Annotated in this window: 24 protein-coding genes; 6 read left to right on the top strand and 18 right to left on the bottom strand. The window is 31.7% G+C overall.

Annotation, left to right across the window (positions count from 1 at the left end; translation table 11 throughout):
• Positions 1-32: 32 nt before the first annotated feature.
• From HMPREF9629_RS09855 to HMPREF9629_RS09785, 15 genes are all read right to left on the bottom strand, one after another.
• Positions 33-521: an Rpn family recombination-promoting nuclease/putative transposase gene (locus HMPREF9629_RS09855; RefSeq protein WP_009526254.1), complete on the bottom strand. Its 489-nt coding sequence runs from the start codon at positions 519-521 to the stop codon at positions 33-35.
• A gap of 161 nt (positions 522-682) precedes the next feature.
• Entirely contained in the window at positions 683-1,543 is an 861-nt protein-coding gene (locus HMPREF9629_RS09850) for a DegV family protein (RefSeq protein WP_009526253.1), read from the bottom strand.
• 260 nt (positions 1,544-1,803) lie between these two features.
• A complete protein-coding gene (locus HMPREF9629_RS09845) occupies positions 1,804-2,802 on the bottom strand; it encodes a PTS transporter subunit IIC (protein ID WP_009526252.1) in 999 nt (332 codons plus the stop codon).
• A 166-nt stretch (positions 2,803-2,968) separates the two neighbouring features.
• The gene (locus HMPREF9629_RS09840) at positions 2,969-3,550 is read right to left on the bottom strand and encodes a leucine-rich repeat domain-containing protein (protein WP_009526251.1); all 582 of its coding nucleotides are present in this window, start codon (positions 3,548-3,550) and stop codon (positions 2,969-2,971) included.
• A gap of 15 nt (positions 3,551-3,565) precedes the next feature.
• A complete protein-coding gene (locus tag HMPREF9629_RS09835; RefSeq protein WP_009526250.1) occupies positions 3,566-4,714 on the bottom strand; it encodes a 2-hydroxyacyl-CoA dehydratase subunit D in 1,149 nt (382 codons plus the stop codon).
• Positions 4,715-4,727: 13 nt separating this feature from the next.
• Complete coding sequence (locus tag HMPREF9629_RS09830; protein WP_009526249.1) at positions 4,728-6,053, bottom strand: 2-hydroxyacyl-CoA dehydratase subunit D; 1,326 nt, start codon at positions 6,051-6,053, stop codon at positions 4,728-4,730.
• Positions 6,054-6,241: 188 nt separating this feature from the next.
• Positions 6,242-7,039 carry an acyl-CoA dehydratase activase gene (locus HMPREF9629_RS09825; RefSeq protein ID WP_009526248.1) on the bottom strand — a complete coding sequence of 266 codons (798 nt, stop codon included), beginning with the start codon at positions 7,037-7,039 and terminating at the stop codon, positions 6,242-6,244.
• Positions 7,040-7,389: 350 nt separating this feature from the next.
• Positions 7,390-8,604, bottom strand: a complete 1,215-nt coding sequence (gene gltS / locus HMPREF9629_RS09820) for a sodium/glutamate symporter (protein ID WP_009526247.1) — start codon at positions 8,602-8,604, stop codon at positions 7,390-7,392.
• A 519-nt stretch (positions 8,605-9,123) separates the two neighbouring features.
• Entirely contained in the window at positions 9,124-10,884 is a 1,761-nt protein-coding gene (locus tag HMPREF9629_RS09815) for an acyl-CoA carboxylase subunit beta (RefSeq protein WP_009526246.1), read from the bottom strand.
• A gap of 35 nt (positions 10,885-10,919) precedes the next feature.
• The gene (locus HMPREF9629_RS09810) at positions 10,920-11,480 is read right to left on the bottom strand and encodes a hypothetical protein (protein WP_242822050.1); all 561 of its coding nucleotides are present in this window, start codon (positions 11,478-11,480) and stop codon (positions 10,920-10,922) included.
• A gap of 60 nt (positions 11,481-11,540) precedes the next feature.
• Entirely contained in the window at positions 11,541-12,338 is a 798-nt protein-coding gene (gene gctB, locus HMPREF9629_RS09805; RefSeq protein WP_009526244.1) for a glutaconate CoA-transferase subunit B, read from the bottom strand.
• A 14-nt stretch (positions 12,339-12,352) separates the two neighbouring features.
• Positions 12,353-13,303 carry a glutaconate CoA-transferase subunit A gene (gene gctA, locus HMPREF9629_RS09800; RefSeq protein WP_009526243.1) on the bottom strand — a complete coding sequence of 317 codons (951 nt, stop codon included), beginning with the start codon at positions 13,301-13,303 and terminating at the stop codon, positions 12,353-12,355.
• A 307-nt stretch (positions 13,304-13,610) separates the two neighbouring features.
• Complete coding sequence (locus tag HMPREF9629_RS09795) at positions 13,611-14,756, bottom strand: sodium ion-translocating decarboxylase subunit beta (protein ID WP_009526242.1); 1,146 nt, start codon at positions 14,754-14,756, stop codon at positions 13,611-13,613.
• A gap of 12 nt (positions 14,757-14,768) precedes the next feature.
• Complete coding sequence (locus HMPREF9629_RS09790) at positions 14,769-15,197, bottom strand: biotin/lipoyl-containing protein (protein ID WP_009526241.1); 429 nt, start codon at positions 15,195-15,197, stop codon at positions 14,769-14,771.
• 183 nt (positions 15,198-15,380) lie between these two features.
• Positions 15,381-15,722, bottom strand: coding sequence for an OadG family protein (locus HMPREF9629_RS09785; RefSeq protein WP_009526240.1), 342 nt, complete (start codon positions 15,720-15,722; stop codon positions 15,381-15,383).
• Positions 15,723-16,543: 821 nt separating this feature from the next.
• On the opposite strand from HMPREF9629_RS09785, the gene rpsD reads away from it, so the two are divergent.
• The 4 genes from rpsD to HMPREF9629_RS09765 all read left to right on the top strand — a co-directional run bounded on the left by rpsD (position 16,544) and on the right by HMPREF9629_RS09765 (position 19,922).
• Positions 16,544-17,122: a 30S ribosomal protein S4 gene (gene rpsD, locus HMPREF9629_RS09780; protein WP_009526239.1), complete on the top strand. Its 579-nt coding sequence runs from the start codon at positions 16,544-16,546 to the stop codon at positions 17,120-17,122.
• A gap of 448 nt (positions 17,123-17,570) precedes the next feature.
• Positions 17,571-18,389 (top strand): molybdate ABC transporter substrate-binding protein, encoded by an 819-nt coding sequence (gene modA, locus HMPREF9629_RS09775; protein WP_009526238.1) that lies wholly within the window; start codon positions 17,571-17,573, stop codon positions 18,387-18,389.
• Positions 18,389-19,057 carry a molybdate ABC transporter permease subunit gene (gene modB / locus HMPREF9629_RS09770; protein ID WP_009526237.1) on the top strand — a complete coding sequence of 223 codons (669 nt, stop codon included), beginning with the start codon at positions 18,389-18,391 and terminating at the stop codon, positions 19,055-19,057. Before modA ends, modB begins: the two co-directional genes overlap by 1 nt.
• A 214-nt stretch (positions 19,058-19,271) precedes the next feature.
• Positions 19,272-19,922: an ATP-binding cassette domain-containing protein gene (locus HMPREF9629_RS09765; RefSeq protein WP_009526236.1), complete on the top strand. Its 651-nt coding sequence runs from the start codon at positions 19,272-19,274 to the stop codon at positions 19,920-19,922.
• 4 nt (positions 19,923-19,926) lie between these two features.
• Here the strand turns inward: HMPREF9629_RS09765 and HMPREF9629_RS09760 are convergent, their stop codons facing one another.
• Positions 19,927-20,451, bottom strand: coding sequence for an NUDIX hydrolase (locus tag HMPREF9629_RS09760; RefSeq protein ID WP_009526235.1), 525 nt, complete (start codon positions 20,449-20,451; stop codon positions 19,927-19,929).
• A 248-nt stretch (positions 20,452-20,699) separates the two neighbouring features.
• Positions 20,700-21,599, bottom strand: a complete 900-nt coding sequence (locus HMPREF9629_RS09755; RefSeq protein ID WP_009526234.1) for an RluA family pseudouridine synthase — start codon at positions 21,597-21,599, stop codon at positions 20,700-20,702.
• A gap of 455 nt (positions 21,600-22,054) precedes the next feature.
• On the opposite strand from HMPREF9629_RS09755, the gene priA reads away from it, so the two are divergent.
• Together priA and HMPREF9629_RS09745 are read left to right on the top strand one after the other, a co-directional pair.
• A complete protein-coding gene (gene priA / locus HMPREF9629_RS09750; RefSeq protein WP_009526233.1) occupies positions 22,055-24,292 on the top strand; it encodes a replication restart helicase PriA in 2,238 nt (745 codons plus the stop codon).
• Between the two features lie 97 nt (positions 24,293-24,389).
• Positions 24,390-25,001 carry an acyl-[acyl-carrier-protein] thioesterase gene (locus tag HMPREF9629_RS09745; RefSeq protein WP_009526232.1) on the top strand — a complete coding sequence of 204 codons (612 nt, stop codon included), beginning with the start codon at positions 24,390-24,392 and terminating at the stop codon, positions 24,999-25,001.
• 238 nt (positions 25,002-25,239) lie between these two features.
• On the opposite strand, the gene HMPREF9629_RS09740 is transcribed toward HMPREF9629_RS09745, so the two are convergent.
• On the bottom strand, positions 25,240-25,713 hold a 474-nt coding region (locus tag HMPREF9629_RS09740), incomplete at its 5' end, for a methyl-accepting chemotaxis protein (RefSeq protein WP_009526231.1).

Genomic DNA, 25,713 nt, shown 5'->3' with positions numbered 1-25,713 from the left:
ATCTAAGTTGTTTACGTCTACTTTGGTCAGGTCTAAAAAAGTGTATTTCTTGTATGTCTGTTAATTCTTTTTTTGTCTCTAATTCTGTCAGTCTGTATATTGAGTGTACTTTGTCTTCGCATGGAAATTTTTTCGTTTAGTATGGTTATTACTATTGTTTTTGTTAGGCTTGAGTATCTTGCTCCTTTTTGAAAGTTTTCTTTGTATCTGTTTGCCCAGTAAAATAATACTCTGTTTATATAGTCGGCTTGCCATGATTTTTGCATTTCTACGTTTATTTTTTCTCCTGATGATAGTGTGAGTTTTATGTCTAATATTCCTGTTTTTTCGTATATATATGTGTTTCCTATCAGTGTGTTTTCTATTTGCAAATCTTGTATGTCTTTTACTGGTATTTTGAGTATTACGCTTAAAAGTGAAGATAGTATGTCTTTGTTTTCTTCGTTTGAGAATATTCTTTTGAAGGCGTAGTCGTTACTTAGTGTAAGTTTTATTGTATCGTCCGGTATGTAGTTGTCCATATTATCTTCCTTTCTTTTTTGTACTGTACTTATTAATGAATAAAATGCGCATAAGTTTTACTTTTAGTATACTTAATTTTGCTTAGTAAATAAATTTTTAAGCAATATATTATTCTTAATTTTGTCTACCTTATTGGATTAATTCTATTAATTTTTAAGTATTAATAACAAAATGCCCCTACTCCAAGTGCTCCAGGTCCGCTGTGTACTCCCAAAGCCGGTGTAACTACATCATATTTTATATATTTTACTGCCGACATTATTTCATCTTTTAATATTTCTTCTATTTTTTTTAGCAATCGTTCATCCTTTTTATACACTATTGCAATATAGTGTTTCTTGCCTACATTTTTTGATACAAATTCTTTTATTCTATCAGTTATATCAGCTATAGCCTTATCTTCACTTCTAGTTTTAGATACAGTATGATATATACCTTCATCATTGCAGGCTATTATAGGCATTATCTTTAATAATGTTCCTACAGTACCTAAAACTTTACCTATTCTGCCTCCTGCTATGAGATATTTAAATGTATCTAAATAAAAGTATAATTTTGAATTATCTATATTATTTACTTTTTCATATAACTCATCTATAGATATTTGAGGGTTTTCTTTGAGTAAATCTTGAGCATATAGTACAAAAAATCCTGTGCCGAGCCATACATTTTTTGTATCTACTAATTTAATATTGATGCATTGTTCTTCTTTCGCTGCCATACAAACAGCATTATGAACACCGCTTAGCCCTGATGACAGACTTATTACAAGTATATCTGTATAGTCATCGGATTTTATTTTTTCTATCATCTGTTTTATTTCTCCGACTGAAGGTATACTTGTTTTGGCTAAGCCTTCTCTGTCCATCTTTTCATAAACTTCGTTAGAGCTGATTTCCACCATATCTTTATATGATTTATCTGAAAAATGCACATATAAGGGTAACATATATGTGTCTTTTTCCAAGTAATTATCTGTAAGTCCACAGCCTGTATCTGCCAATATCGCTATTTTACCCATAATTTTCTCCAATTCATAAAATTATTTTGTCTTGTATATAGTAAATTAATTTTATCAATATAAATTATCTTTTTGATTATATTCATCCATACTGTATTTTTTACATGACATTTGTGATTAAAATAAATAATATTTTGACCATTTTAAATATAATTGTTTGTAAGTATATTTTTAATTATACTCTATTTAATAATAATTGTCTTTACAAATTTTAATATTTAAATTAATTTAATACATACTGACATTTTTTAATTAACGGGTTATAATTTCATATCACCGTATTTGATATAGCCTTTTTTTCTCATATATTCAGATATTATAAGACTTATTAATGCAGGTAATATAAAATGCATTATAACTATAGGTATCATAGCTTGTTTACCCATAACTGTAAGAGTCGATACTTGACCTACCAAACCGCTTGTTCCCATACCTGCTCCAATGCTGTCACACTCCATTTTAAGCACTGTTGTTGATATTGGTCCTAAAATTGCACTTGATATTATTACAGGTATCCAAATCTTAGGATTTTTTATTATATTTGGTATTTGTATCATAGATGTCCCTATACCTTGCGAAATCAATCCGCCAATTTTATTTTCTCTATATGATATAACTGCAAAGCCTATCATATTGCAACAACAACCTACAAGTGACGCTCCTGCAGCAAGTCCGCTAAGCCCGAGTGATATAGATATTGCTGCCGAACTTATCGGAAGTGTCAGTATAATTCCCATTATCACCGATAAAACTATGCCCATCAATATCGGTTGAAGTGTTGTGGCTGTATTTATTATCATACCGAGTGTACTCATAAGTGTGCTTACTGCCGGTGATATAAACATTCCTGTTATAGCTCCTGATATTATAGTGATAGCCGGTACTACAACTATATCCACCTTCGTCTTGCCGTTTATTCTTTTTCCTACCTCACAAGCTACAAGCGATGATACAAATGCTCCTACCGGTTCTCCTATACTTAAAACTGCACTGTTATCGACAAACTTTATACTACCTCCTCCAAATATCCCTGTTACAACCGATGCAAATATTACAAGCGGCGGACAGGATAGTGAATATGCAACTCCAACTCCGATTGCAGGTGCCATCATTAGCTGTGCAGTTTTACCGAATAATATAAGCATCTGATGATTTAATATTTCCCCCAATTGTTTTAGAATAAGTCCTATTATAAGTGATGAGAACAGTCCAAGCGCCATACCGTTTAATGTCTTGATAAAATAGTCTTTTATTTTCATTTTTATCTCCTTTTTAATTTTAATGCAAAAAAAGACAACTTAAGCAAAGCCTAATCAGGCTGTTACTCAAATTGTCTTTTTTATATACTCATTAACTTTTTTATTAATAAATATATTTTTAATTTTTATTATTTTATATTTTTTTACACCATCTGTCAAGTTGATGTTATTTATTTACTGTAGTATTTTGTTCAAATGCGTTTTGATGTAAGAACTCTATTGTATTTGGCACGTCTACATTTTTTATGTTGTTTTTGCAAAAAGCGTACATATCTAACTTCTTGATTGATTTAGGTACTTTTAACTCTGTAAGTGAATTTTTATAAAATGCTGATGCACCTATTTCTTCAACAGAATCAGGAAGGTCAACATTTTCAAGATTATTAAGCGCAAATGCACTTGGCTCTATAGTTTTCACATTGTTCCCAAATTCTACTTTTTCCAATTTGTTATTGTAAAATGCAAACCCTTCTATGTCTTTAAGTGCATCAGGAAGTTTTACTTCTTTTAATGCACATACTCCGAATGCATCATAACCTATACTTTCTACTGTGTTTGGTATAACTACTGAAGTAAGTTTTCTTCTGTAAAATGCGTTATCTCCTATTCTTGTAATAGGTAGTCCTTCAGGTGTAGTTTCAGGTATAACCATATCTGTAAGTCCTTGAGTTTTTACCTTATCTTTTCCTTTTGCTGTCATTCCCTTTAATTCGTTTCCTTTAAAAATAAAATCATCATTTTCCCACATTGGCCTGCCTCCTAATTAAAATCTATTCATTTGTACTATTTCATTAAATGTTTCAAGTTGTGTCTTAACTTGTCCGAAGTCTACCATTTGTTGGTCATATCCCATTTTTATAAGTGGAACTTTAGCTTCATCAAATGCTTTCTTTAATGAAGGGTATTCCATTTCTTCAGTGTCATTAAAGTTCATCATAAATAACAGACAGCCGTCCGCTCCGTTTTCTTTTGCTAAATCAAGCACATATTTAGGACGTTTTGTTATATCAGGATCGTATAATATAGGATCTTCGTCCATACGCGCAAATTGATCTGCAAGTGCCATCATAGGATCTTCTATGCTTAGGTCTATATCTACTTTAAGTCCTCTGGATTCATGTGCTACGTCATCTGCAACTATGCAAACTTTATAGTTGTCAAATACTTCAAGCAATCCCGGATTGTCTGTTATAATTCCGCTTGTAACTACTTTTACTCCGTCCCAGCTTTCTTCAGGCAATTGCTCTAATTTTGCATTCAATTCTTTCAATAAAGCAGTATGCTCGTCTTTAAGCATAAAGTATGAACTTTTCAGTACATAACATCTGTCTGATGCTTTTATAGATTGCGGATGAGTTCCTGCCAATTTTATAAATTTTCTTTTTTCAGCTCTGTTTTCGTTATAAACTTCAAATGCTTTTTTCAAGCTTTCGTCTGTAACTTTTACATCGCATATTTTTTCCAATTCTTCTTTTGCTTTTTTAAATATTTTTGCGTTATATATTTTTCCGAATTCTTCTTTTCTATGTTGTCCATGATTTAAAAATATCATAGGTATTTTTCTGCCGGCACTCACTTTGTAGTTTTGTGAAAATGGTCTTAATGTGTCATCCAATGTAGTAATCATTGAAGTCGATAAACCGTCCAATGTACCGTCAAGAGCCATTTCCAAACATCTAAGAGCTAATGAATAATAAAAAGTAGGGAAATATTCTTTTGCTCTTTCTATCGGGCCTTGTCCGCCCCATACACCAAACGGAACTACTCCGGCAGCATATATTATTTCCTCAGGTGCATAATATGGAAATACTCCGGCAGCTTTTTTACCTTGTGCAAGGTATTTATCAAGTTGTTTTCTTGGATTATTAGCATAATAGCTAAATTGTTCTAACAATTCTTTTATTTCACTCATCGCCATTTTCTCCTTATTTTAATGTTTCCTTTGACCAATCTGTTTCTTTTGTATTTTCAAAATTAGTATAAACTTCTTCGCCTCTTGCAAGTTTTTCTTCTTTTCTTTCTTGCATTATTTCAACCAAACCCTGTACTCTCGTGTTGTACTGTTCTGTTGAGAAATTTCTCTCATCTGCCTGATCTCCGTCAAAGTGAACTACAGGTATGCCGAGGTCTTCTTTCCATCTTCTTTCTATTTCAGGCATAGCACCACTCCAAGGTTTACAACTACGGTTGTAATTTACAAGCGCTCCGCTTATACCGTTTTCTTTTGCCATTGTTTCTCTCCACTCAACTCCTGTTTCTATACAAACTGAGCAAGGAGCTTTACAATAAGCTGCAGCCATTTCTCTTATATTATTATATTTAAATCCGAATGCAGGGGCATAAACTACGGCTGTTACATTAACTCCGTTGTCTTTCAAAGGTTCATACAGATGTCTTAATCCCGGCCAGCAAGGTATACCTTCAAATAATATTCTATGCTCTTCAGGATATTCCCAAGTTGAAGTTCCGTCTTTTATTGATTGTTCAAATTCTTGAGCAAGTAATTCAAATCCAAATGCTGCATCTTCGTCACATCTTGCAGTAACAATGTCAGCCATGTGGTTGAAAAGGTCAAAGCCGCTTAGAGGAGACGGTTTTACTCCCATGTAGTTACAAGCTTTAAGCCATGCAGATGCAGTTCTGTTTGCAAGTGAACATGCATCTTCAAATTTTTTCTCATCAAATTTTTTGCCTGTAAGTTCTTCTAATTGTTTTATTGCATAGTTAAACTGTCCTATTAAGTAATCCACTTTTTCTTCCGGTACATCTACCGTATTTGAAAATGGTATATCTATCATTATTAGAGGTATATTGTGCATTCTTGCTATATTTTCATACCATTTTGTCATCATATTACAGATATTGTTACAGCAAAGCAAGAAATCAGGTTGAGGCATTCTTCTTGAATCTGTAGGCTCTCCGGCTGCAAGCGCAAGACTTATTCTTGCATATCCGCATATATCGTTATCATATCCCATATCTTCAGCCGCTTGGCAAAGTCTCAATCCGTCTTTTTTTGCTGCTGTTGTAGCCGCATGATTTTCAGGATAAACTACATTTAGGTCAAATGCCTTAGCTAATTCTATAGGAAATTTTGATGAACTCCAACCTACAAGTTCTCCTCTTCTTTTAGCTTCCCAAGCATTGTTATAAACTTTGTCCACCACGCTTCTTAATACAGCAGCAGCAGGTTTGTGACCTTCTATAGGTCTTGGTGTTTTATTCGGTAATTTTTCCATTTTACCAGCCATAATAATATCCTCCTGTAAATTAAATTTTTTCATATTTAAAATTGATGCTTCTCAATTTTTATAAAATTTATTAATATATCACAACTATGAGCATAAAATAACGTTGTTATATTTTATAAACTCATATTAATTACTAAATGAATTTATATTTTAATGTATTAAAAGGTCTGCATATGCTTTTCATAAGCTTATTTTGTCTTGTGCATATATTTTTGATAAGCAAAAAGTGCCGCTCCCAGTGCTCCGTTTAACTGACAGTATTCACTTGTGTATATCTTAAAGCCGATATTTTTTTCAAGTGCTCTTACCATCCCTTTATTAAGTGCAACACCGCCTGTCATTATAACATCATCTCTAAGACCTACTCTTTTTGCAAGCGAGCCTACACGACTTGCTATTGAAGTGTGTATACCTTTGACTATATCTTCTATTTTTGTGCCTTTTGCAAGCTGAGATATTACCTCAGACTCTGCAAACACTGTACAGGTAGAGCTTATAGTTACATCTTTTGTAGATTTTTCATCTAATTTTTCCAAATCATCTAATGTTACTTCCAATACCTTAGCAATAACATCCAAAAATCTTCCTGTACCTGCAGCACACTTATCATTCATAACAAAATTTTCAAGCATACCGTTATCATCAATTTTAAGCGCTTTAGAGTCTTGACCTCCTATATCTATTATAGTTCTAACATTAGGAAATAAAAAGTAAGCTCCTTTTGCATGGCAAGATAACTCTGACATTTGAAAATCAGCCTCTTCAAGAGAATTTCTGCCATATCCTGTAGCAGCTATATATTTTATATCTTCTCTTTTTAAATTTGCATTTTCCAAAACCTCTTTGATTGCTCTTGACGGTCCCGATGTTCCTGCACCGACGTCTATTATAGCTTTTGCAACTATATTTTTTCCGTCTTCAAGGATTATACACTTAGAAGCCGTTGAACCTATATCTACACCCAAAGTATATACTTTATCTTCCATTAAATCACCCTTTTTAATATAATTTAAAGTTTTCAAATGATAAATTATATTTTATATATAAAACGCTATCCTTTTGAATTATTTATTGCATTTTTAACTCAAATCTACAGCAAATCATAAATAAAAAATAATATCATAAAAAATTTTTTCTTTTACATAATATATTATATCATACTATAGCCTATTTGTATATTTTTTAAATCAATTTTTGCAAGAAATATTTCAAAAAATAAAAAAGTCCACTTAATTGCAAGACTAAGTAGACTTTTTTGATGTCAGTTTTAATTTAAAAAAAATTACTAAAAATTATTGACAGAATTTTATAGTTTCAATATTAAATTATATTATAATTACACAAGACTTTTAGCAAAATCCAAGAATTTCGTAATTATCATTGCATTAGTTATATTGCTTATAAAGCCTCCTATTACAGGCACTACAAAAAACGCTAATTTTGAATACCTGTATTTTTTGCAAACTGTCTGCATAGTTGTCATAGATACCGGTACAGCGCCTAAACCAAATCCCATATGCCCTACCGCCATTACTGCAGCATCATAGTTTTTGCCGAGCAAGCGGAAAGTAATAAAATAGCAAAACAATACTATAAGCACTATTTGTGCAAATAACAACACTATAAGAGACATACCCAAACCTGAAAGTTGCCACAATTTCATAGAAATTATAGACATTGACACGAACAAAGCAAGAGAAAATTCTCCAACAGCATCTATAGCTTCATACAAGTTTTCATAATCATTCTTTCTATAATCGTACACAATTCTTATAACTATACCGCCAAACATACAGCAGACATGTATAGGCAAATCCCAACCTATATGTTTCAAAAGCAAAAACATTATTTGCCCTATACCGCAAGCAACGCACATAAGCAAAACCGCTTGTATAACATTGTTTTTATCAACCATAACTTTTGCTTCGCCGCTACTTCTTTCATCATCTTTTCCGTCTAAAGCAGGATTTTCAAAATGAAATCTTTTTATCATAAAATTACCGAACGGTCCTCCAAGTATAGAACCTGCTATAAGTCCGAATGTTGCAGCCGATATAGCCACCTCTAATGCTTCTGTAGCTCCTGCCTCTACGGCTATAGGTGCAAAAGACGCCGCATTTCCATGACCTCCTGTCATAGGAATACTACCTGTCATCATTGATATAAGAGGATTTATCCCAAACACTCCACCAACTCCGAGCGCTACTGCATTTTGCAAAGCCGACAACAACGCTGCAAGTACAGCGAATATAATTACCAATTTACCACCTTGTTTTAGAAGTGACATACTTGCCGCAGCCCCGCTTGCTGCAAAGAAAAGACAATAAAACAAAGTATTTACCGTCTTATAATCAAAATTAAGTTCAAAAATATCAGCCTGATAAAGTATCAAAGATATAATTGCAACTATTGTTCCTCCCACAACTGATGCAGGAAGACAATATTTTTTTAAAAGATAAATTTTATCTCTCAAAAATTCGCCCAAATATATAGCCAACACTGCAATGAATAAAGTCTCAAACATTCCTAATTCCAATACTGTTCTTTCCAAAGAATCACTCTCCTCAAAAAATTAATATTATCATCTAATAAACATAGATATTTTTTAATACTATGGTCAAATATATTTTGCTCAGAGATTTTTTTATAAACATCTATAAAGGCTATCATTTATAAAAGTCTTAACAATTTGCCACGCAAAACAATTTGAATATAGCTTATACTAAAACCTATTTCAATAACCCTATAATACCAATACCTGATAGAACACTTTGAAAACAGAATTTTATAAATCTAATAATATATAACAAGAATTTATTACCTTATCATATAAATTATCTATTGCTCTATCAGAAATTAGTATAAAATAAAAAAGCACTTAATTAATACAAATAACAATTATTACTTTTTATTATTATGAATTAAAAATATCAATTATTTTATTAGGTATAAGTATAAACTAAACAGCTATTATATTTTATATACTGAATTTTATTTTTTAATCAACATAAAAAAAAGCTATATACAAACATAAACATTATGTCTGCATATAGCTTATTATAATTAAAAATTATTTTTTAAATACATTATCATAATCTCTAAGCGCTCTTGGTGTAAGCATTTGATGGAATGCACATATTGATTTCGGATTTTGATATGAACTTTCTGTAAATGCTTCTACATAATTTCTTAAAAGCACCATATCCACTATTTCATCTACAAAACCATATTTTGCACAAGCATCAGGTCTTGATTTTGCTGTATAGTCGTTGATAAGATCATTCATTTTATCTATTGTAGGTTGCAAATCTTTGCCATCTTTTTTATCTTTTACAAGTCTTCTTGAATACATCGCAACTGCAGCTGTTTCTCCACTCATAACATAGATTTCAGTAGCTGCTGTACCTATTGAGAACGCATTTGTATCATTTCCTTGAGGTCCTCCAAGTACATAGTGAGCCGCTGCTGTACCTTTTCTAAGTGTTATTTGCATTTGAGGTACGTCTGAATTTTGTATTGAGTATATAAGAGATTGCCCAAGTCCAAGAAGTTCAGCTTTTTCTGCATCATCTCCTACATCTATACCTGTAGTATCTTGTATCCAAACTATCGGTAATTTATCTCTACCGCAAAGTGTAACGAATTCATTCATCTTAATTAATCCCTGACGATACAATTTACCACCTATACCTATAGAGTTTTCTTTGTATTCAGGATATTTCATAAGCAGACCTTGTGAATTGGCAACTACCCCTACAAGAAGTCCGTTTACTTTTGCAAGTCCTGTTACCATCTCAGATCCGTAGCCTTTTTTATATTCCAAGAATTCTGAGTTGTCAAATAATCTTCCTATTACATCATATACGTCATAACTTCTTTTTTGGTTCATAGGCACTACATCGTAAAGTTCGTCTTGCAACAACGCAGGAAGCTTCGGTTCATCTACTCTGAAAAACTCAAGATTATATGCGGGTATATAGCTCATATATTTTCTTATAGCTTCAAGTACACCTTCTTCTTCTTGATATACTTCTCTAAAAAATCCCGTTTTTTCAAAATGAACGCCTATTGAACCCGGAGGATCAACTTTTCCTGCTTTTAAGTTAGCATCTATTATTTGTTCTGCACTTTCTTCATCTATAAATCCTTTTGGATTCATACCTCCAAGTATACCTGCTCCACCTACTGCCATATTTGCATCTTTGTGCGCTATAAGTATTGTAGGGCTTATTGAGTGGTATCCTCCTCCTGCAGGGTTTGTTCCGTATATACCTACAATTACCGGAATACCCATTTGTGCAAGCTCTGCATTTCTATAAAACGGTGTACCGCCACCACGTCTGTTAGGATACACTTTTTCTTGTACGTCCAACTTAACACCACTGCAATTTAGTATATATACAAGAGGTATACCAAGTCTTTTTGCAGTATCTGAAGCTCTAAGTAAGTTTTCAGCTTGTCCAGGTATCCATGCACCTGCTAATTTTTTATTATCAGATGCCACTATTACAGCCCATTTACCTTCAATTTTTCCAAGTCCTTTTAATATACCAGTTGAACCGTCAGGATTTTCTTCAGGGTTGAATATAGTGTTTAAAGGGCACCAAGTTCCTTCGTCTATTAGCTCTTCTATTCTTTGTTTTGCAGTAAGTTGTCCTGATTTATTTAAAGATTCATCACTTCTTCCGAAAGCAACGGCTTCTTCTATAAGTGTATGAATATGAGCTTCTACTTCTTTGAATAATTCTCTATTTTCAGCATTGGATGAAGTCACTTTTTTCCCTACTTGAGGCATATTTTGAAAATATGAGTTCATTGAATAATTTCCCATACTGTAATCACCTTTCTATTATTTTTTATATGTTCTTATAAACCGTAAAACTCTTTTAAATTATAAATATATTCCGATAAATTTACAGTTCTGTTATAATAATCATGCTCACTTATACCTAAACATAAATACATATATACATTCAACCAATTCAAGTTGGAATATACATAATCGCTTTGATTTTCAAATACTAAAATTACATCTTCATTTTTTATATCCGTTTTTCTTGTATCAAGCAAAGATTTATTTTTCTTTGTATCTTTAAGTTTAAATACCACGAAATCAAGGTCAGTTTTATCAGAATTATTATTTTTTACTGTCAATTTAAGCTTTGCATTCAGAAGCATCAAATTATAATATTTTTTAGGTATATCATCAAAAGCAATTTTTTCTAAGTCAAACAATTCGTTAAAATATATTATGACTTCATTTATACTCTTTTTTTCCGGAACGACATACTCTATATATTTATCAATAAATTCCGCCTCTTTTTTATCATTGTCAAAATGTTCAGCTATTATATATCCTATAGTTGCATTTTCTTTAGGTATTGACAGGCGCAATAAAATATTTTTTAGCCGACCTATTTTTTTCATGATATCTATGTGTAATTTATTTAGCATTTCTATTTACGAAAATCTTTAATATTATTTTTATTAAGCTTCTTTCGGAACTTTTATGAATGCTTGTCCCGGATCTATTTCTTCTCTTATCATTCTTATTACTTCAGGATCCGGTGCTTCAAGAGGTACTGCTCTTGATACGTCTATATCAAATCCTGTATTTTCTTTTACATCTTCAGGTGATGAAGTAGGATAATATCCATGTAGATACATTCTCTTAGTCTTTTCGTCAAATTTCATAACTCCTCTGTCTGTAACTACTGCAATAGGTCCTCTGTTTGACGGAAGTCCTTTTTTTGCTCTTCCTTCAGGTCCGTCTATCCAACCGGGGCTTGTTATATAATCTATTTTATCTGTGAAACGACGTTTCTCATGTTGCATCATTATAACAGTATTTACAAAAGTAGATATTCCGTTTGCTCCACCACTTCCTGTAAATCTTGTCTTAGGATGATTATAATCTCCCATGCTTGTAGAGTTTACGTTTCCATATGGATCTATTTCAGCTCCACCTATGAACGCTATCATTCTTTTTTCATCGTGTAGCCATTCATTTGTTTCAAATCCTATGAATCTTATATTAGGCCATTGTACAGCACAATGTGCCATAAATCTGTTATCCCCTACACTTCTTGGAACTTCTATAGGTGAGCAGTCCATAAGTCCACTTTCCACTATAAGTTTGCAGTTAGGTGCAAATACTCTTTTTGCAAGAGATGCTCCTATTAGTGGTAATCCTGTTCCAACTATAACTATTTGTCCGTCTTCTATTATTTTAGCAATTGTTATTGCTTGCATTTCCTTATTTGTATAATTTGAATAATTTGACATCTTATATTTCCCTCCTACTTAACTTTTGTTGCGTATCCGTATCCAGGAACGTTCTTATATTTAAGTAAACGATTAACTCCGAGCTTTTCAAGGTACTCTTCATGAGTTTTTGTTCCATATACCCACTCGTCTAAGAAGGCTTTGAAGTCTTCATCAGTCTTACTAACTTTATCATAATTTATATAATACTCTTTATCATAATCATAATAATTGTATACTTGTGACGGATGTGCTCCATGTGGTGCATGAACAACTGCATTAACGCAAAATCCTGGTATGGAATTTTTTGAAGGATCTAATCTTATTTCTTCATCAGTTACAAGTTCTTCGCAAGTAACTATACATTTTTTAGCTGCAATAGCTATATCTATGTCATGGAACTCATCTCCTTCTATTGAGCAAGTTCCGTCAGGTGATGCTTTTTGAACGTGTATTATAGCTGTGTCAAGCTCAGGTACAGGCAATGCCAATACTTTTTCTCCCGGTTTGAACGGATTTTCAACTTCAACAAGTTTGTCATTAGGAAGCTTTTCTATAGTTTCTCTTACTTCCTTTGTTATTCCCCATTTATCAGCAACATCTGAACCCAACATAAGTCTTACAGGAAGATAAGGAAGTCCAAGTGATGCAGCATGTAACATCAACATTATGGCATCTTGTGAATAATCTTCAAATATTAAAGAACCGTCTTCTATTTTTTTTCTAAATCTTCTTGATACGTTTGTATATCCTGAGTTAGCTGTATAGCAGTTGATATATGCTTTAACTCTTCCTTCTCCTATAAGCATATCCCAATCTCCGCCTGCCGGTCCTGCATAAACTACAAAGTCTTTTTGTCCTTGACGAAGTATCTCATGAACAGCCGCATAAGGTTTTCTATTAGTTGTAAAACCTCCTAATGATATGGAATCGCCATTTTCCACAAACTTAGATATAGCTTCTGATAAACTCATTACTTTACTCAAAGTAAAAACCTCCAATTCTCTTATCAATTTTTTTAATATTTTAAAGTACAAATAAATTAATTATGTTTTATAAAAATAATTTTTGTATGTTTTTGCAAACTATTACAGCAAATAATTATTAAATAAGATATACATTAAACGAATAATCTTTTTTATATTAATGCGCCGTCTAATGCAATTTCTATATTTAAAAATACTGAATTTATTGTATAAAATATGCAAAAGTATATTAATAAATTAATATCTGTTAAGTATAAAAATGTGAATATATACTTTCATCACAAATTCACATAAATTAAAGCTTAGACTATTTGAACAGCAACATAAAATATCCGGCTGCAACCGCTGAACCTATAACTCCTGCAACGTTAGGTCCCATAGCGTGCATCAACAGATAGTTTGTAGGGTTGGCTTTTGCGCCCTCAACTTGTGCAACTCTGGCTGCCATAGGAACTGCTGAAACTCCGGCTGAACCTATAAGCGGATTTATCTTTCCGCCTGTAAGTTTGCACAACAATTTACCAAGCAACACTCCACCGGCTGTTGAGAACGCAAACGCACATAATCCCATTACTATTATAGCTATCGTCTGTGTTCTTAAGAATATTTCACCATTTGCAGTAGCACCAACAGTAGTTCCGAGCATTATAGTTACTATATTTACCAATTCATTTTGAGCAGTGTTTGAAAGTCTATCCACTACTCCTGATTCTCTAAATAAATTACCAAGCATCAACATACCAAGTAGAGGCGCAACTGAAGGTAACAATAATGAGCAGAAAAGCACAACAAGTATTGGGAATATTACTTTTTCTATCTTGCTTACTTTTCTAAGTTGACCCATTTTTATCTGTCTTTCTTCTTTTGTTGTAAGTGCTCTCATTATAGGCGGTTGTATCAAAGGTATAAGTGCCATATATGAATAAGCTGCAACTGCTATCGGCGCAGTAAGATGTGGTGCAAGGTTGTTAGCTATAAATATTGATGTAGGACCGTCAGCTCCACCTATTATACCTATAGAAGCCGCTTCTTGAGGTGTAAATAATCCTGTAAGGTTTGCAAACGTGAATGCCATATATATACCAAGTTGAGCCGCAGCCCCAAGCAACAAGCTTATAGGATTCGCAATAAGCGGTCCGAAATCAGTCATAGCTCCGACTCCCATAAATATCAAGCACGGGAACAAGTTACTCTTAATACCGCTGTATATTATTCTTAAAACCCCTGCAGTATACCAAGGTTGCCCTTCTTGTGCCTCTGCCATAAGTCCTGCAAGAGGTAAGTTTGCTAAAAACATACCGAATGCAATCGGTAAAAGCAACAACGGTTCAAATTGTTTAACAACTGCCAAATATACCAAAATAAAGGCGATTAACATCATCAAACAATTTCTCCAGTCAAGAGCGGCAAAACCTGATTCTGCCATCATTTCTTGAATTACTTTGAAAAACATTGTTTATCCCCCTTATTTTAATTTAGCTAAAACATCGTCTGTTTCGACCATATCTCCTTCTTTTACCAATATAGCATCTATTACTCCTGCTACAGGTGCAACTATTTCATTTTCCATTTTCATAGCCTCAAGGATCATAACAGCTTGACCTTCAGATACTGTGTCACCAGGTTTTGCTAAAACTTTAAATACTTTTCCTGGCATTGGGCTTGTTACATCTGATGCAGAGCCTGCGCTGGCTACTGGTGCTGGCGTCGGTGCCGGAGCTACAGGAGCAGGTGCTGGTGCTGGTGCTTGAACAGGTGCTGGTGCTGGCGCCGGCGCATATGCTACTGGAGCTTGCATATAAGCTGTTCCTCTTGTAAGTGATTGATACGGTCCACCTAATTTTTCAACTTCAACATCATACTCTTTACCATTTATTCTAACTACATATCTCATTATTAAATCTCCTTTTTCATTTAGATATTTTTTTTATTTTTGATTTTAATTTAGGATTAAATCATACAATTATTGCGTAATAGATATTATCTAAAAACCTATATTTATGTAAAGCAATTTAGAATTTAATATCTATAGATATTATTAAAATCAATTAAACCATCTTGCATAAAACTACAAATACTATTTTTTTGTTATAGAATTAATCTTGAGTCTTTCAATAGGCACTCTTGAATGTTCACTGATGGCAGCCAAAATCACCGCATACTCTTCCGTATTTTCTTCCACAACCTGTGGAGCTGATACTGAAGCAGATGGCGCAACAGTTTGAGTTACAGCAGCTTTAGTTTCTTTTTTTACAGCTGCATTTGCACCTAAACCCATAGCTGCAAGTATCTTTGTCAATACTATTATAGCCAAAGCCAATAATATAAGAGCAAAAAATACTGTCGCCATACCTGTAAGCGAATATAATAATGAGTCAACAAGTCCCATGCTGTCGCCACCTTGCCATATTCCTCCCATAACACACCTCCTAAATTTTAAATAGACTGTTATTGTGACAACCTTAGCTTATACAACTGTTTAAATAACTTATACTTTATCTAATTAAATACATTTTTTAATATAATGATAAATACGTTTTAATAATATCTTGATTTAAATAGAGTTTGGCATTAGTCTTTAATTAATTATATACAAGTTGTCAAATGATCGTTTTCTCAAAAATGAAATTTTTAATTCATTTTAAGCAAAAAAACGTCCTGTAATTTGTTTATTTGTTCCATATTGTGAAATATATTCCGTTTTATGGAACACAAGATAACATTTTTTCATTTTCATTGGATTAATTTTAGCAGATATCTTTCATTTTTTCAAGCATTATTTTTATTTTATTTCCAGCTCATTTTCCGCATTATCAGATTTTTTCGTTTTTATTATACATTTACTTAATTAAATTTATAATTTTGCAATTTATATTTCACATTTTATATAAAATTAATACAAAAACAATTAGAGATAATTATTTATACTGATATATTATTACAAATTAAAAAACCTATAAACTTGATATACTTCATAGTTTTAAAAAAGCATAAATTTTCAAATATATCATTATGATACGATTTTAATTAGCATTTAGTAGTATCATTAAATTTTTATAAAAAAAGCTACATTATATAATAAGATATAATAAGTGCATTAATATTAAACATATAAATTACAAAAAATTCTTAATAAAAACTATTTACATAACAAATCATTTATACTATAATATGAGATACGGCTGACTGGTGCGTAATTATTTTATTATGTTCCATTAATTTTTATGAGGAGGAAATAAATTGGCAAGACCAAGAGGACCAAGATTTAAGCTTTCAAGAAGCTTCGGTGTAAATGTGTGCGGACACCCTAAAGCACTTAAAAGAGGTGCTAAACCTACAAAAAAGATATCAGAATACGGTAAACAACTAAAAGAAAAACAAAAATTAAAAGCTTACTACGACGTATTAGAAAAACAATTCGCAAAATATGTTGAACAAGCTCTAAAATCTAACGAAAATCCCGGAGAAAAAATAATATTGAGACTTGAAATGAGACTTGATAACTTAGTTTACAGATTAGGCTTCGGAAGTTCTATAAGACAAGCAAGACAAATGGTAAACCATGGACATATGTTGGTAAACGGCAAAAAAGTTGATATACCTTCATACGAAGTACAAGTAGGAGATGTTATCACTCTTAGAGAAAAATCAAGAAACACTCAACTTTTCAAAGATAATTTTGCAGCTTCAAACGTAACATATCCATATCTTGAAAAAGATATAGATACTTATACAGGAAAAGTTGTATCTCGTCCAAATAGAGAAGATGTTCCAATAGAAATAACTGAATCTCTAATAGTTGAGTATTACTCAAAATAAAATAAAAATTTACTGTGGCATATTTTTTGTCACAGTTTTTTTATGTGATTTATAATATGATTTTAAAAAATAAATTTTTATACTAATATCAAAACCCGATAGAATAACATAAAAGCAATATCATATAAGTTTAATAAAATATAACAATACTTATGTAGTTCTCGTATAAATTATCCTTCACTTTTATTAGAGATTACTATAAATACAATTTAAATACTATTCGCCCAAAGATAAAGAATGTTTATATTTAATTAAATGAATGCTTTGCTACATTAAATATTATAAGTAATTTCATAACTTAAATCTTTTATTTATAAATACTATAAAAATACTTGATTTTTATAATGAAAAAGTATATAATTATTTATCATAATGATAAAATTTAATCAATTTTATAATTTTATTTTATCATTAAAATTATTTTATTTGATATTTAGGAGATTCATTTATGAAGAAAATTTTAGTTTTATTAACAGCATTAATGTTTACATTTACGCTTGTAGGATGTTCATCAACAGAAACTAAAAAGGATGAGCCGAAAGAACAAACTACTGCACAAGAACAAAACAAAGAATCGATAGAATTGAACGTTTCCGCTGCTGCATCATTAAAAGATGCTTTAGAAGAGATAAATACAAATTATGAAAAAGAAACAGGCAATAAAGTAATATTAAACTTAGCAGGTAGCGGAAAGTTAGTTCAACAAATACTTGAAGGAGCACCGGCAGATTTGTTTATATCAGCATCTAATGCTAAGATGAAAGATCTTGTAGAAAAAGGCAACGTTGAAGAAAGTGCCGTATCTACTCTATTGGAAAACGACTTGGTTATGATAGTACCAAAAGATTCGCAAGAAAAAGTTGAAAAAATTGAAGATCTGGAAAATGTTAACGGAAAAATAGCAATAGGCGAAGTTGAGACTGTACCTGCCGGACAATACGCAAAAGATTCTCTTACATCACTCGGTTTATGGGATAAGATACAAGATAAAATAGTATACGCTAAAGACGTTAGAGCCGTATTATCTTATGTAGAACAAGGTGAAGTTGTTGCCGGCTTTGTATATAACTCAGATGCTACTGTTGCAGAAAATTCACAAATAGCTCAAGTAGTTCCTGCAGATTCTCACAAACCTATAGTTTATCCTATAGCAGTATTAAAAGAATCTCCAAATGCAGAAACTGCAAAATCTTATGAAGATTTCCTTAAAACAGAAGAAAGCAAAAAAATATTTGAAAAATTCGGTTTTAAGGTTCCAACTAAATAATGGAAGGTATAATATCTCCCATATTATTATCTTTAAAGGTTGCCACAATCTCTACCATAATAACACTCATATTAGGGGTAGCATTATCATACGTCGTTGTAAGGTATAAATTTCCTCTCAACGACGTATTTGAGGCAATCTTAATATTACCTATGGTACTTCCGCCATCAGTTACAGGATATATACTGTTAATATTGTTTGGAAAAAGAGGATTTATCGGGATATTTTTACAGGAACATTTCGGTTTTAGCGTAATATTTACTTGGATTGCTTGCTGTATAGCATCTGTGGTTGTTTCCATACCACTTATGTATCAGAGTTGTAAATCAGCTTTTATCAGCGTAGATGAGGTGTATTTAAACTCGGCAAGGACACTCGGAGCATCAGAACTCAAAGTATTTTTTAAAGTTTTAATACCTTTATCAATTCCAGGGATATTAAGCGGTATAGTTTTAGCATTTGCAAGAGCATTAGGAGAATTCGGCGCTACCCTTATGATAGCCGGTAATATCCCCAATAAAACCCAGACTATACCGACAGCCATATATTATGCAATAGACTCCAAAAACTCTTATGTTGCAAACACACTAACTACTGTTGTTATAGTATTCAGCTTTATAGTTATATTCTCATTGAACAGATGGTTGAAGAAACAAAGAATTAAATAAGGGAAGATAAATTTATATATATTTTTTTATAGTTATCAATTTTATTAAATAACTATATCGACTTAAGATTTTTATAATTTATGCAAATATTTTAGATTGAATTACTAAGTAAAAAATATTTTTTTATTCTATAAAAATGGCTCTAAATCGATGTTTTAAAACATAGTTTAAAGAGCCATTTTTATTTACAAATTAAACTGTTAAGGATTAAATTATGCAAGATATATTATTGGATGTAAATATACAAAAAAAACTCAACTTTTTTGATTTAGATGTAAGCTTTTCTCTATCAAAAGGCTTGCTTGCTATACAAGGTCTGTCAGGTTCAGGAAAAACTACAACACTTGATTGTATAAGCGGACTTAAAACACCTGATAAAGGTTATATAAAATTGAACGGTCGCTACTTGTATTCAAGCGAAGATAAGATAAATCTCCATATCCGCAAAAGAAAAGTCGGCTATGTTTTTCAAAGCTATGCGTTATTCCCCAATATGACTGTAAAAAACAATATATTCTTCGGTATAAATAAAAAAGATAATATAGCCAAAGAATATGCCTTGGACTTAGCAAACAATTTAAATATCACACATCTTTTGGACAGATACCCTTCAGATATATCAGGCGGAGAAAAACAAAGAGTTGCACTTGCAAGAGCTTTGGCTGTAAAACCTGACATATTATTATTAGACGAGCCTTTTTCGGCACTTGACGAGGATTTAAAAGAAAGATTATATGAGGATTTTCTCAGTTTCAAAGAGAAAGAAAATATACCTATGATACTTATAACTCACAACAAATATGAAGCACAAAAACTTGCGGATACTATAATACATTTTGAAAGCGGTAATATAGTAGAGAAGTAATTTTTTACTTCTCTTTTTTTATTTTTACGCCGTCTTTTTCAAGCAAGAAAAACAGCATTTCTATAAATGAAATATGATATGGAATGAATGTTCCGTCTGCAATCATGGATTTTATCTCTGACAATGTCGCCCATTTCACAGCTTTAACTTCTTCTTCCTGTAATTTCAGGCTTGATATATCCAAATCGCTTTTTATTATATATACATCATTAAAACCGTTTTTAAAATTAATAGTAAGTGCCGGACGTATATCTTCTTCAATATCATAGCCTATTTCCTCAAACACTTCTCTTTTTGCTGCATTTTGAGAGCTGTCTCCGGCTTTTGCACTTCCTCCTGCGGATAAATCCCACATACCTCCCCAATCATCTTTACAGGTTTGTCTCTGTTGAATTATCATCTGCCCCTTTGAGTTAAAAATACATACATGCACTACCAATCTATAAAAACCTTCAGGCACTTTTGTCCCTCTAAGTATTGTATTGCCTGTTCTTACTCTGTCTTTTGTATACAAATCTAAATATTCCATTTTTATCCTCCTATTTTAAAATAAAATATGAAAATTTATAATTCTACAATATTTTTTCATTTTTTGAGATTAAATAATATCAGGTTTTATTTACAGTTTTACTTTATAATACATTAGCTAATTAAACAATTATATAATAAAAATGCTGAATTGAATATATTAGAGGTATTATCAATCTCTTTAAGCAAACACATTCAAACGCATTTTTAAAGTCTTTAGTGTAACAATCTATCTAAAATTTTGTTTTATCACTCTAACTCCTCAATAAGAGCATTTATATCATCAGGCAGTTTACTCTCCACAACTATTTCTTTCATATTTCTCGGAGAAACAAGCTCTAATCTCGAACAGTGCAAGGCCTGCCTTGATATAAGCTCGCTTTTTTCTCCATATAATTCATCTCCTATTATATAATTGCCCACAGCACTAAGATGAACTCTTATCTGATGTGTTCTGCCTGTTTCAAGTAACAATTTCACTATTGCAAATTTTTTTTCATTTTTCAAAACTTGATAATGAGTTACAGCATCCTGACCGTTTTGAGATATTATTCTCCTCATATCGTCATCAGCTTTCGCAATCTTTAATTTTATAGTGCCCTTTTCATCTTTCATGGAGTTTTTAACAACTGCTGTATAATATTTTTTTATTTTATCTGATACAAAGCCTTGAGATAAAGCATAATGACTGAACGAATTTTTGGCAACGGTTATTATTCCTGATGTATCTCTGTCAAGTCTGCTTACAAATCTCACTTTACTTTTAATATTTTTAGATTCAAATATACCTTGAATGTAGTTAAGCAAAGTATCCTCCAAATGTGATTTCGTAGGATGCACGACCATAAATGCAGGCTTATCCACTATTAGCAAGTCTTCGTCTTCATATAGTATTTTTATGTCCTTGTACTGCGTTTTATAGTCACTGCTTTCATCTTCAAATATTATTTTTATTATATCGCCTTCTTTTAGCTGTCCATTTTTAGGGCGTTCCTTGCCGTTTACCGTCAATCTTCCCTCTCCGTTTTTTATGCCTATACTTCCTCTTACAGAGAACTTCATCATATCAAGAAGTGCTGTTTTTAAATTCATATCATTGTCGCACACATATATAAATTCGTTATATTTCTGTCTATCTTCTATATACATTTCATTCTCCCTAAATTATATTAAGAGTATTATATCAAATTTTTCTAATAATAAATATATGTTAACCTTGAATTTTTTTAATTTATCAAAATTTATCCTAAAATCATACATTTACATTGTTAGACTTCATATCAAAATTCTTTCACGCAAGCCCAGTATACTCTTTCGACTTTCACTTGCCGGATACGTTATTCAAGAAATAAATTAAAATTTATAATCAACAACCTAATTGCATTGACTAAAAAGCTTTTTTTTTGATAAAATGTATATATGGTTTTTTACGATATTATTCGATTAAAACGCCATAATAACAAAACCATTTTTAACATTTATAATTTTTATATACATAATTATTTACAAACCGATAAATATATAGTTTATACCGATATCTGTTAAAAAAATCAACATATAAATTCAATATTTTAATCAGTTTTCGGTATTAGAAAGAAAAAAATATGAATACCTACGATTTATCATTGATACAACAATCAAAATATATAGATATGCTTTTCACATATAAATCCGATAACGACTATAACATAGGTGATATTGTAATAGTTCCGTTCGGCATAGGCAACAAAGTTATAGAAGGAATAATAATATACAAAAATAAATCAGAAGTTACAAACAAAACAAAAGAAATAATATCTGCACCGGAACATACCTATTCTCTAACACAAAAACAAATAGACACAGCTATATTCATCAGAGATAACTATATGTGCAGTTATTATGAGGCATTCAAACTATTTACCTCTCCATCAAAATACACAAAACTTTCTGAGCATTACACCATCAATATAACTCTTAATGATAAGGAAAAATTGCATGAGCTTATAAAAAACACAAGAAAAAACGCCAAAAACAAACTAAGTTTTCTAAATGCAATAGCACAATACGAAAATATAACAAAACCTGTATTAGAAGAAATGCTTGATATAAAAACCAACAGTTATATAAACGAGTTAGAACAACTTAATATAATCACCACTTCAAAACTTACCGTTTTTTCAAAAAACAAATTTACCAAAAATAAAAAACAGGATATAAAATTAAATGATGAACAGGCAACTATATTTAACGGTATAAAAAATATCTATGACACTGATGAAAACAAATCAGTACTGCTACACGGAATAACAGGTAGCGGTAAGACACAGGTGTATATAGAAATTATAAAATACTTACTTTCCAAACAAAAGACCGCAATAATATTAGTACCGGAAATATCCCTCACAATGCAGACAATTTCAAGATTTGCAAATGAATTTGACGAAGACATAGCTATAATACACAGCAATTTAACAAAAAGAGAAAAATTTGAACAATGGCTGAAAATAAAAAATAAAATATCAAAAATAGTAATAGGCGCGCGTTCAGCACTTTTCAGCCCTTTAGAAGATATAGGTGTAATAATAATTGACGAATGTCACGATGAGGCCTATAAATCAGAGCAATCTCCAAAATACGACACCATTGAAGTAGCAAATAAAATCGCAAAACAAAATGATGCACTGCTTATATTAGCCACAGCAACACCGTCAATCACACAATACTATGAAGCATCAAAGTTAAAAAAATATCATCTGTTCAAATTGTTAAACAGAGCAAACAATAAGCCTCTTCCACAAGTAGTTATAGTAAATATGCTCGAAGAGATGAAAAACGGTAATAATTCGGATTTAAGCAAAACCTTACAATTAGAGATGAAAAGAGAACTTGCAAAAGGTAACAGCATTATACTGTTTTTGAACAAACGGGGTTATTCCAATCAATTGACTTGTGATAATTGCGGTTATGTACCCAAATGTGAAAACTGCGATATATCTCTAACCTATCATAAAACAACACATTCTTATAAATGCCATTATTGCGGGTATGAAGTATCTGCTTTTTCATCCTGTCCTAAGTGTAATGAAGGACATTTTATGATGCTTGGCACAGGTACACAAAAAATAGAAAATCAGGTAAAACACCTGTTTCCCTCAGCAAATATATTCAGAATGGACAAAGACACATCAAAAGAAAAAGGTATGAGCGAAAAAATATTGACAGATTTCAGAAATACCTCACAATCTGTACTCATAGGTACACAAATGATTGGAAAAGGACACGATTTTCCAAAAGTTTCATTAGTCGGCGTGATAAATGCCGACCAAGGAATAAATTCTCCTGATTACAAAGCACTTGAACGTTCTTACAACATCATAGAACAAGTCGGAGGAAGAGCCGGCAGAGGAAGTGATGACGGAACAGTTATCATACAGACATTTTCACATTCCAATTCACTATTATTTTTCTTAAAAAATCACAACTATGACGCATTTTATCAAGACGAATTGGAAAAAAGACAGATATTCAGATACGAGCCTTTTGGAAATCTGATACGAATAACAGTATCATCTATTGATGAAAAGACCGCATTTTCCTCAGCTATAAAAGTAAAAGAAGCGCTCATATTCTATAACAACACAAAACTCTCGACAAAACTCAAAATATACGATGTTTCTCCTTGCCTAATCACAAGAATAGAGCAAAAATATCGCTATCAAATCGTATTAAGGAGCGACAACGAAACCTTGTCAACAGCCAAAAAAATGATAAACTATACTCTAACAGCCAAGAGAAAGATAGTTTTAAGCTCAGATAAGGTGAGTGTGTCTATTGATGTTAATCCGGATAATATGCTTTAAATATTATAGTTTATATTGTTTAAATACTGAATTATTGTTTCAATTCACTAAGAAATAATTTTTATTTTTATAAGTATATATGGAAAGGTATAATAAAATGTTAAAAACATATAGCGAAAACTACATTGTAGATTTCAGAGATGTAGACAGATATTACGACATAAAGATTCCACAATTACTTGAAATAATGGGAACTGTATCAACAAAACACACCAATGAACTTGGATTTGATCCATTTTATTTGATAAGACAAGGTCTTGCTTGGATACTGTACGAATGGAAAGTCGATATAGAAACGACAAAATTATATGCACAAACCATAAAAATAGAAACTTTTGCCGTAGACAGAAAAGGAATGTATTTTATAAGATATTTCGGAATATATGATAAAGACGATAAACTTATAGGCAGAGCCGCTGCAAAATGGGTTGTAATAAATACAATGCAAAGAAAGATAGTAAAACTTCCACAAGAGATATTGGATGCCGCAAAGATAAATATAGAAGAACTCAATGAAAATCAAAAATATATATATGATATGCCCGAAAAACCGCTAAGATTGGAAAAAAGACAAGACGATTTTATTCAAACGATATTTCCGATAAGATTTTATGACATAGACTCCAATCATCATGCCAATAACGTAAAATATGTGGATTGGGCTATAGAAAGTCTGCACCAACACGAAGATTTTTTTAAAAAAATATAAAGTTTCTCACTTATCCATAACCTATAAAAAAGAAACAGGAGAAGATGGAGATATAATATGTAAAACTTATATGGACAATCTGCGTACTTATCACGAAATATATTCAAACGAAAATATACTGTTAACTGTTTTGGAACTTAAATGGACTGAAAGACCACAATAAAAAATGTACCGACCCCCAAAAGTTAGACCAAAAAAATCTAATGTTTGAAGGTCGGTTTTTAATTGTAAAATTTTTTTATATATTGAATTTAGCTACCATCTCGCTCATCTCTTGCGCCATATCTGCCAAGTGTGCACTTGATGCTGCTATCTCTTCAGATGATGCTGTCTGTTCTTCTACTGTCTCTGATGTCTCTTGTACTGATGCTGCATTTTGCTCTGATAGCGCTGATAGACTTTCTATTATTCCCATCAGACTTTCTTTTGTCTTTTCTAATTCTTTCCCTGACTTATTTAATTTTTCTACTGCTTTATTGTTGTTGTCTAATTCTTTTGATATTATGTTGAATTGCTCTCTTGTGTCTTCTACTTTTACTGATTGCTGCTCTACTATCTTTCCTACTTTCTCCATTGTCTCTACTGCTTGTCCTGTCTTTGCTGTCAAATCTGATACTATTTCTTTTATTTCTTCTGTGAATGTGTTTGATTGTTCTGCTAATTTCCTTATTTCTTCTGCTACTACTGCAAATCCTCTTCTGCTTCTCCTGCT

It is taken from the genome of Peptoanaerobacter stomatis, from assembly GCF_000238115.1.
Taxonomy (GTDB): domain Bacteria; phylum Bacillota; class Clostridia; order Peptostreptococcales; family Filifactoraceae; genus Peptoanaerobacter; species Peptoanaerobacter stomatis.
The sequence above is the reverse complement of the archived record's forward strand: the minus strand, read 5'-3'. Positions and strand labels throughout refer to the sequence as shown.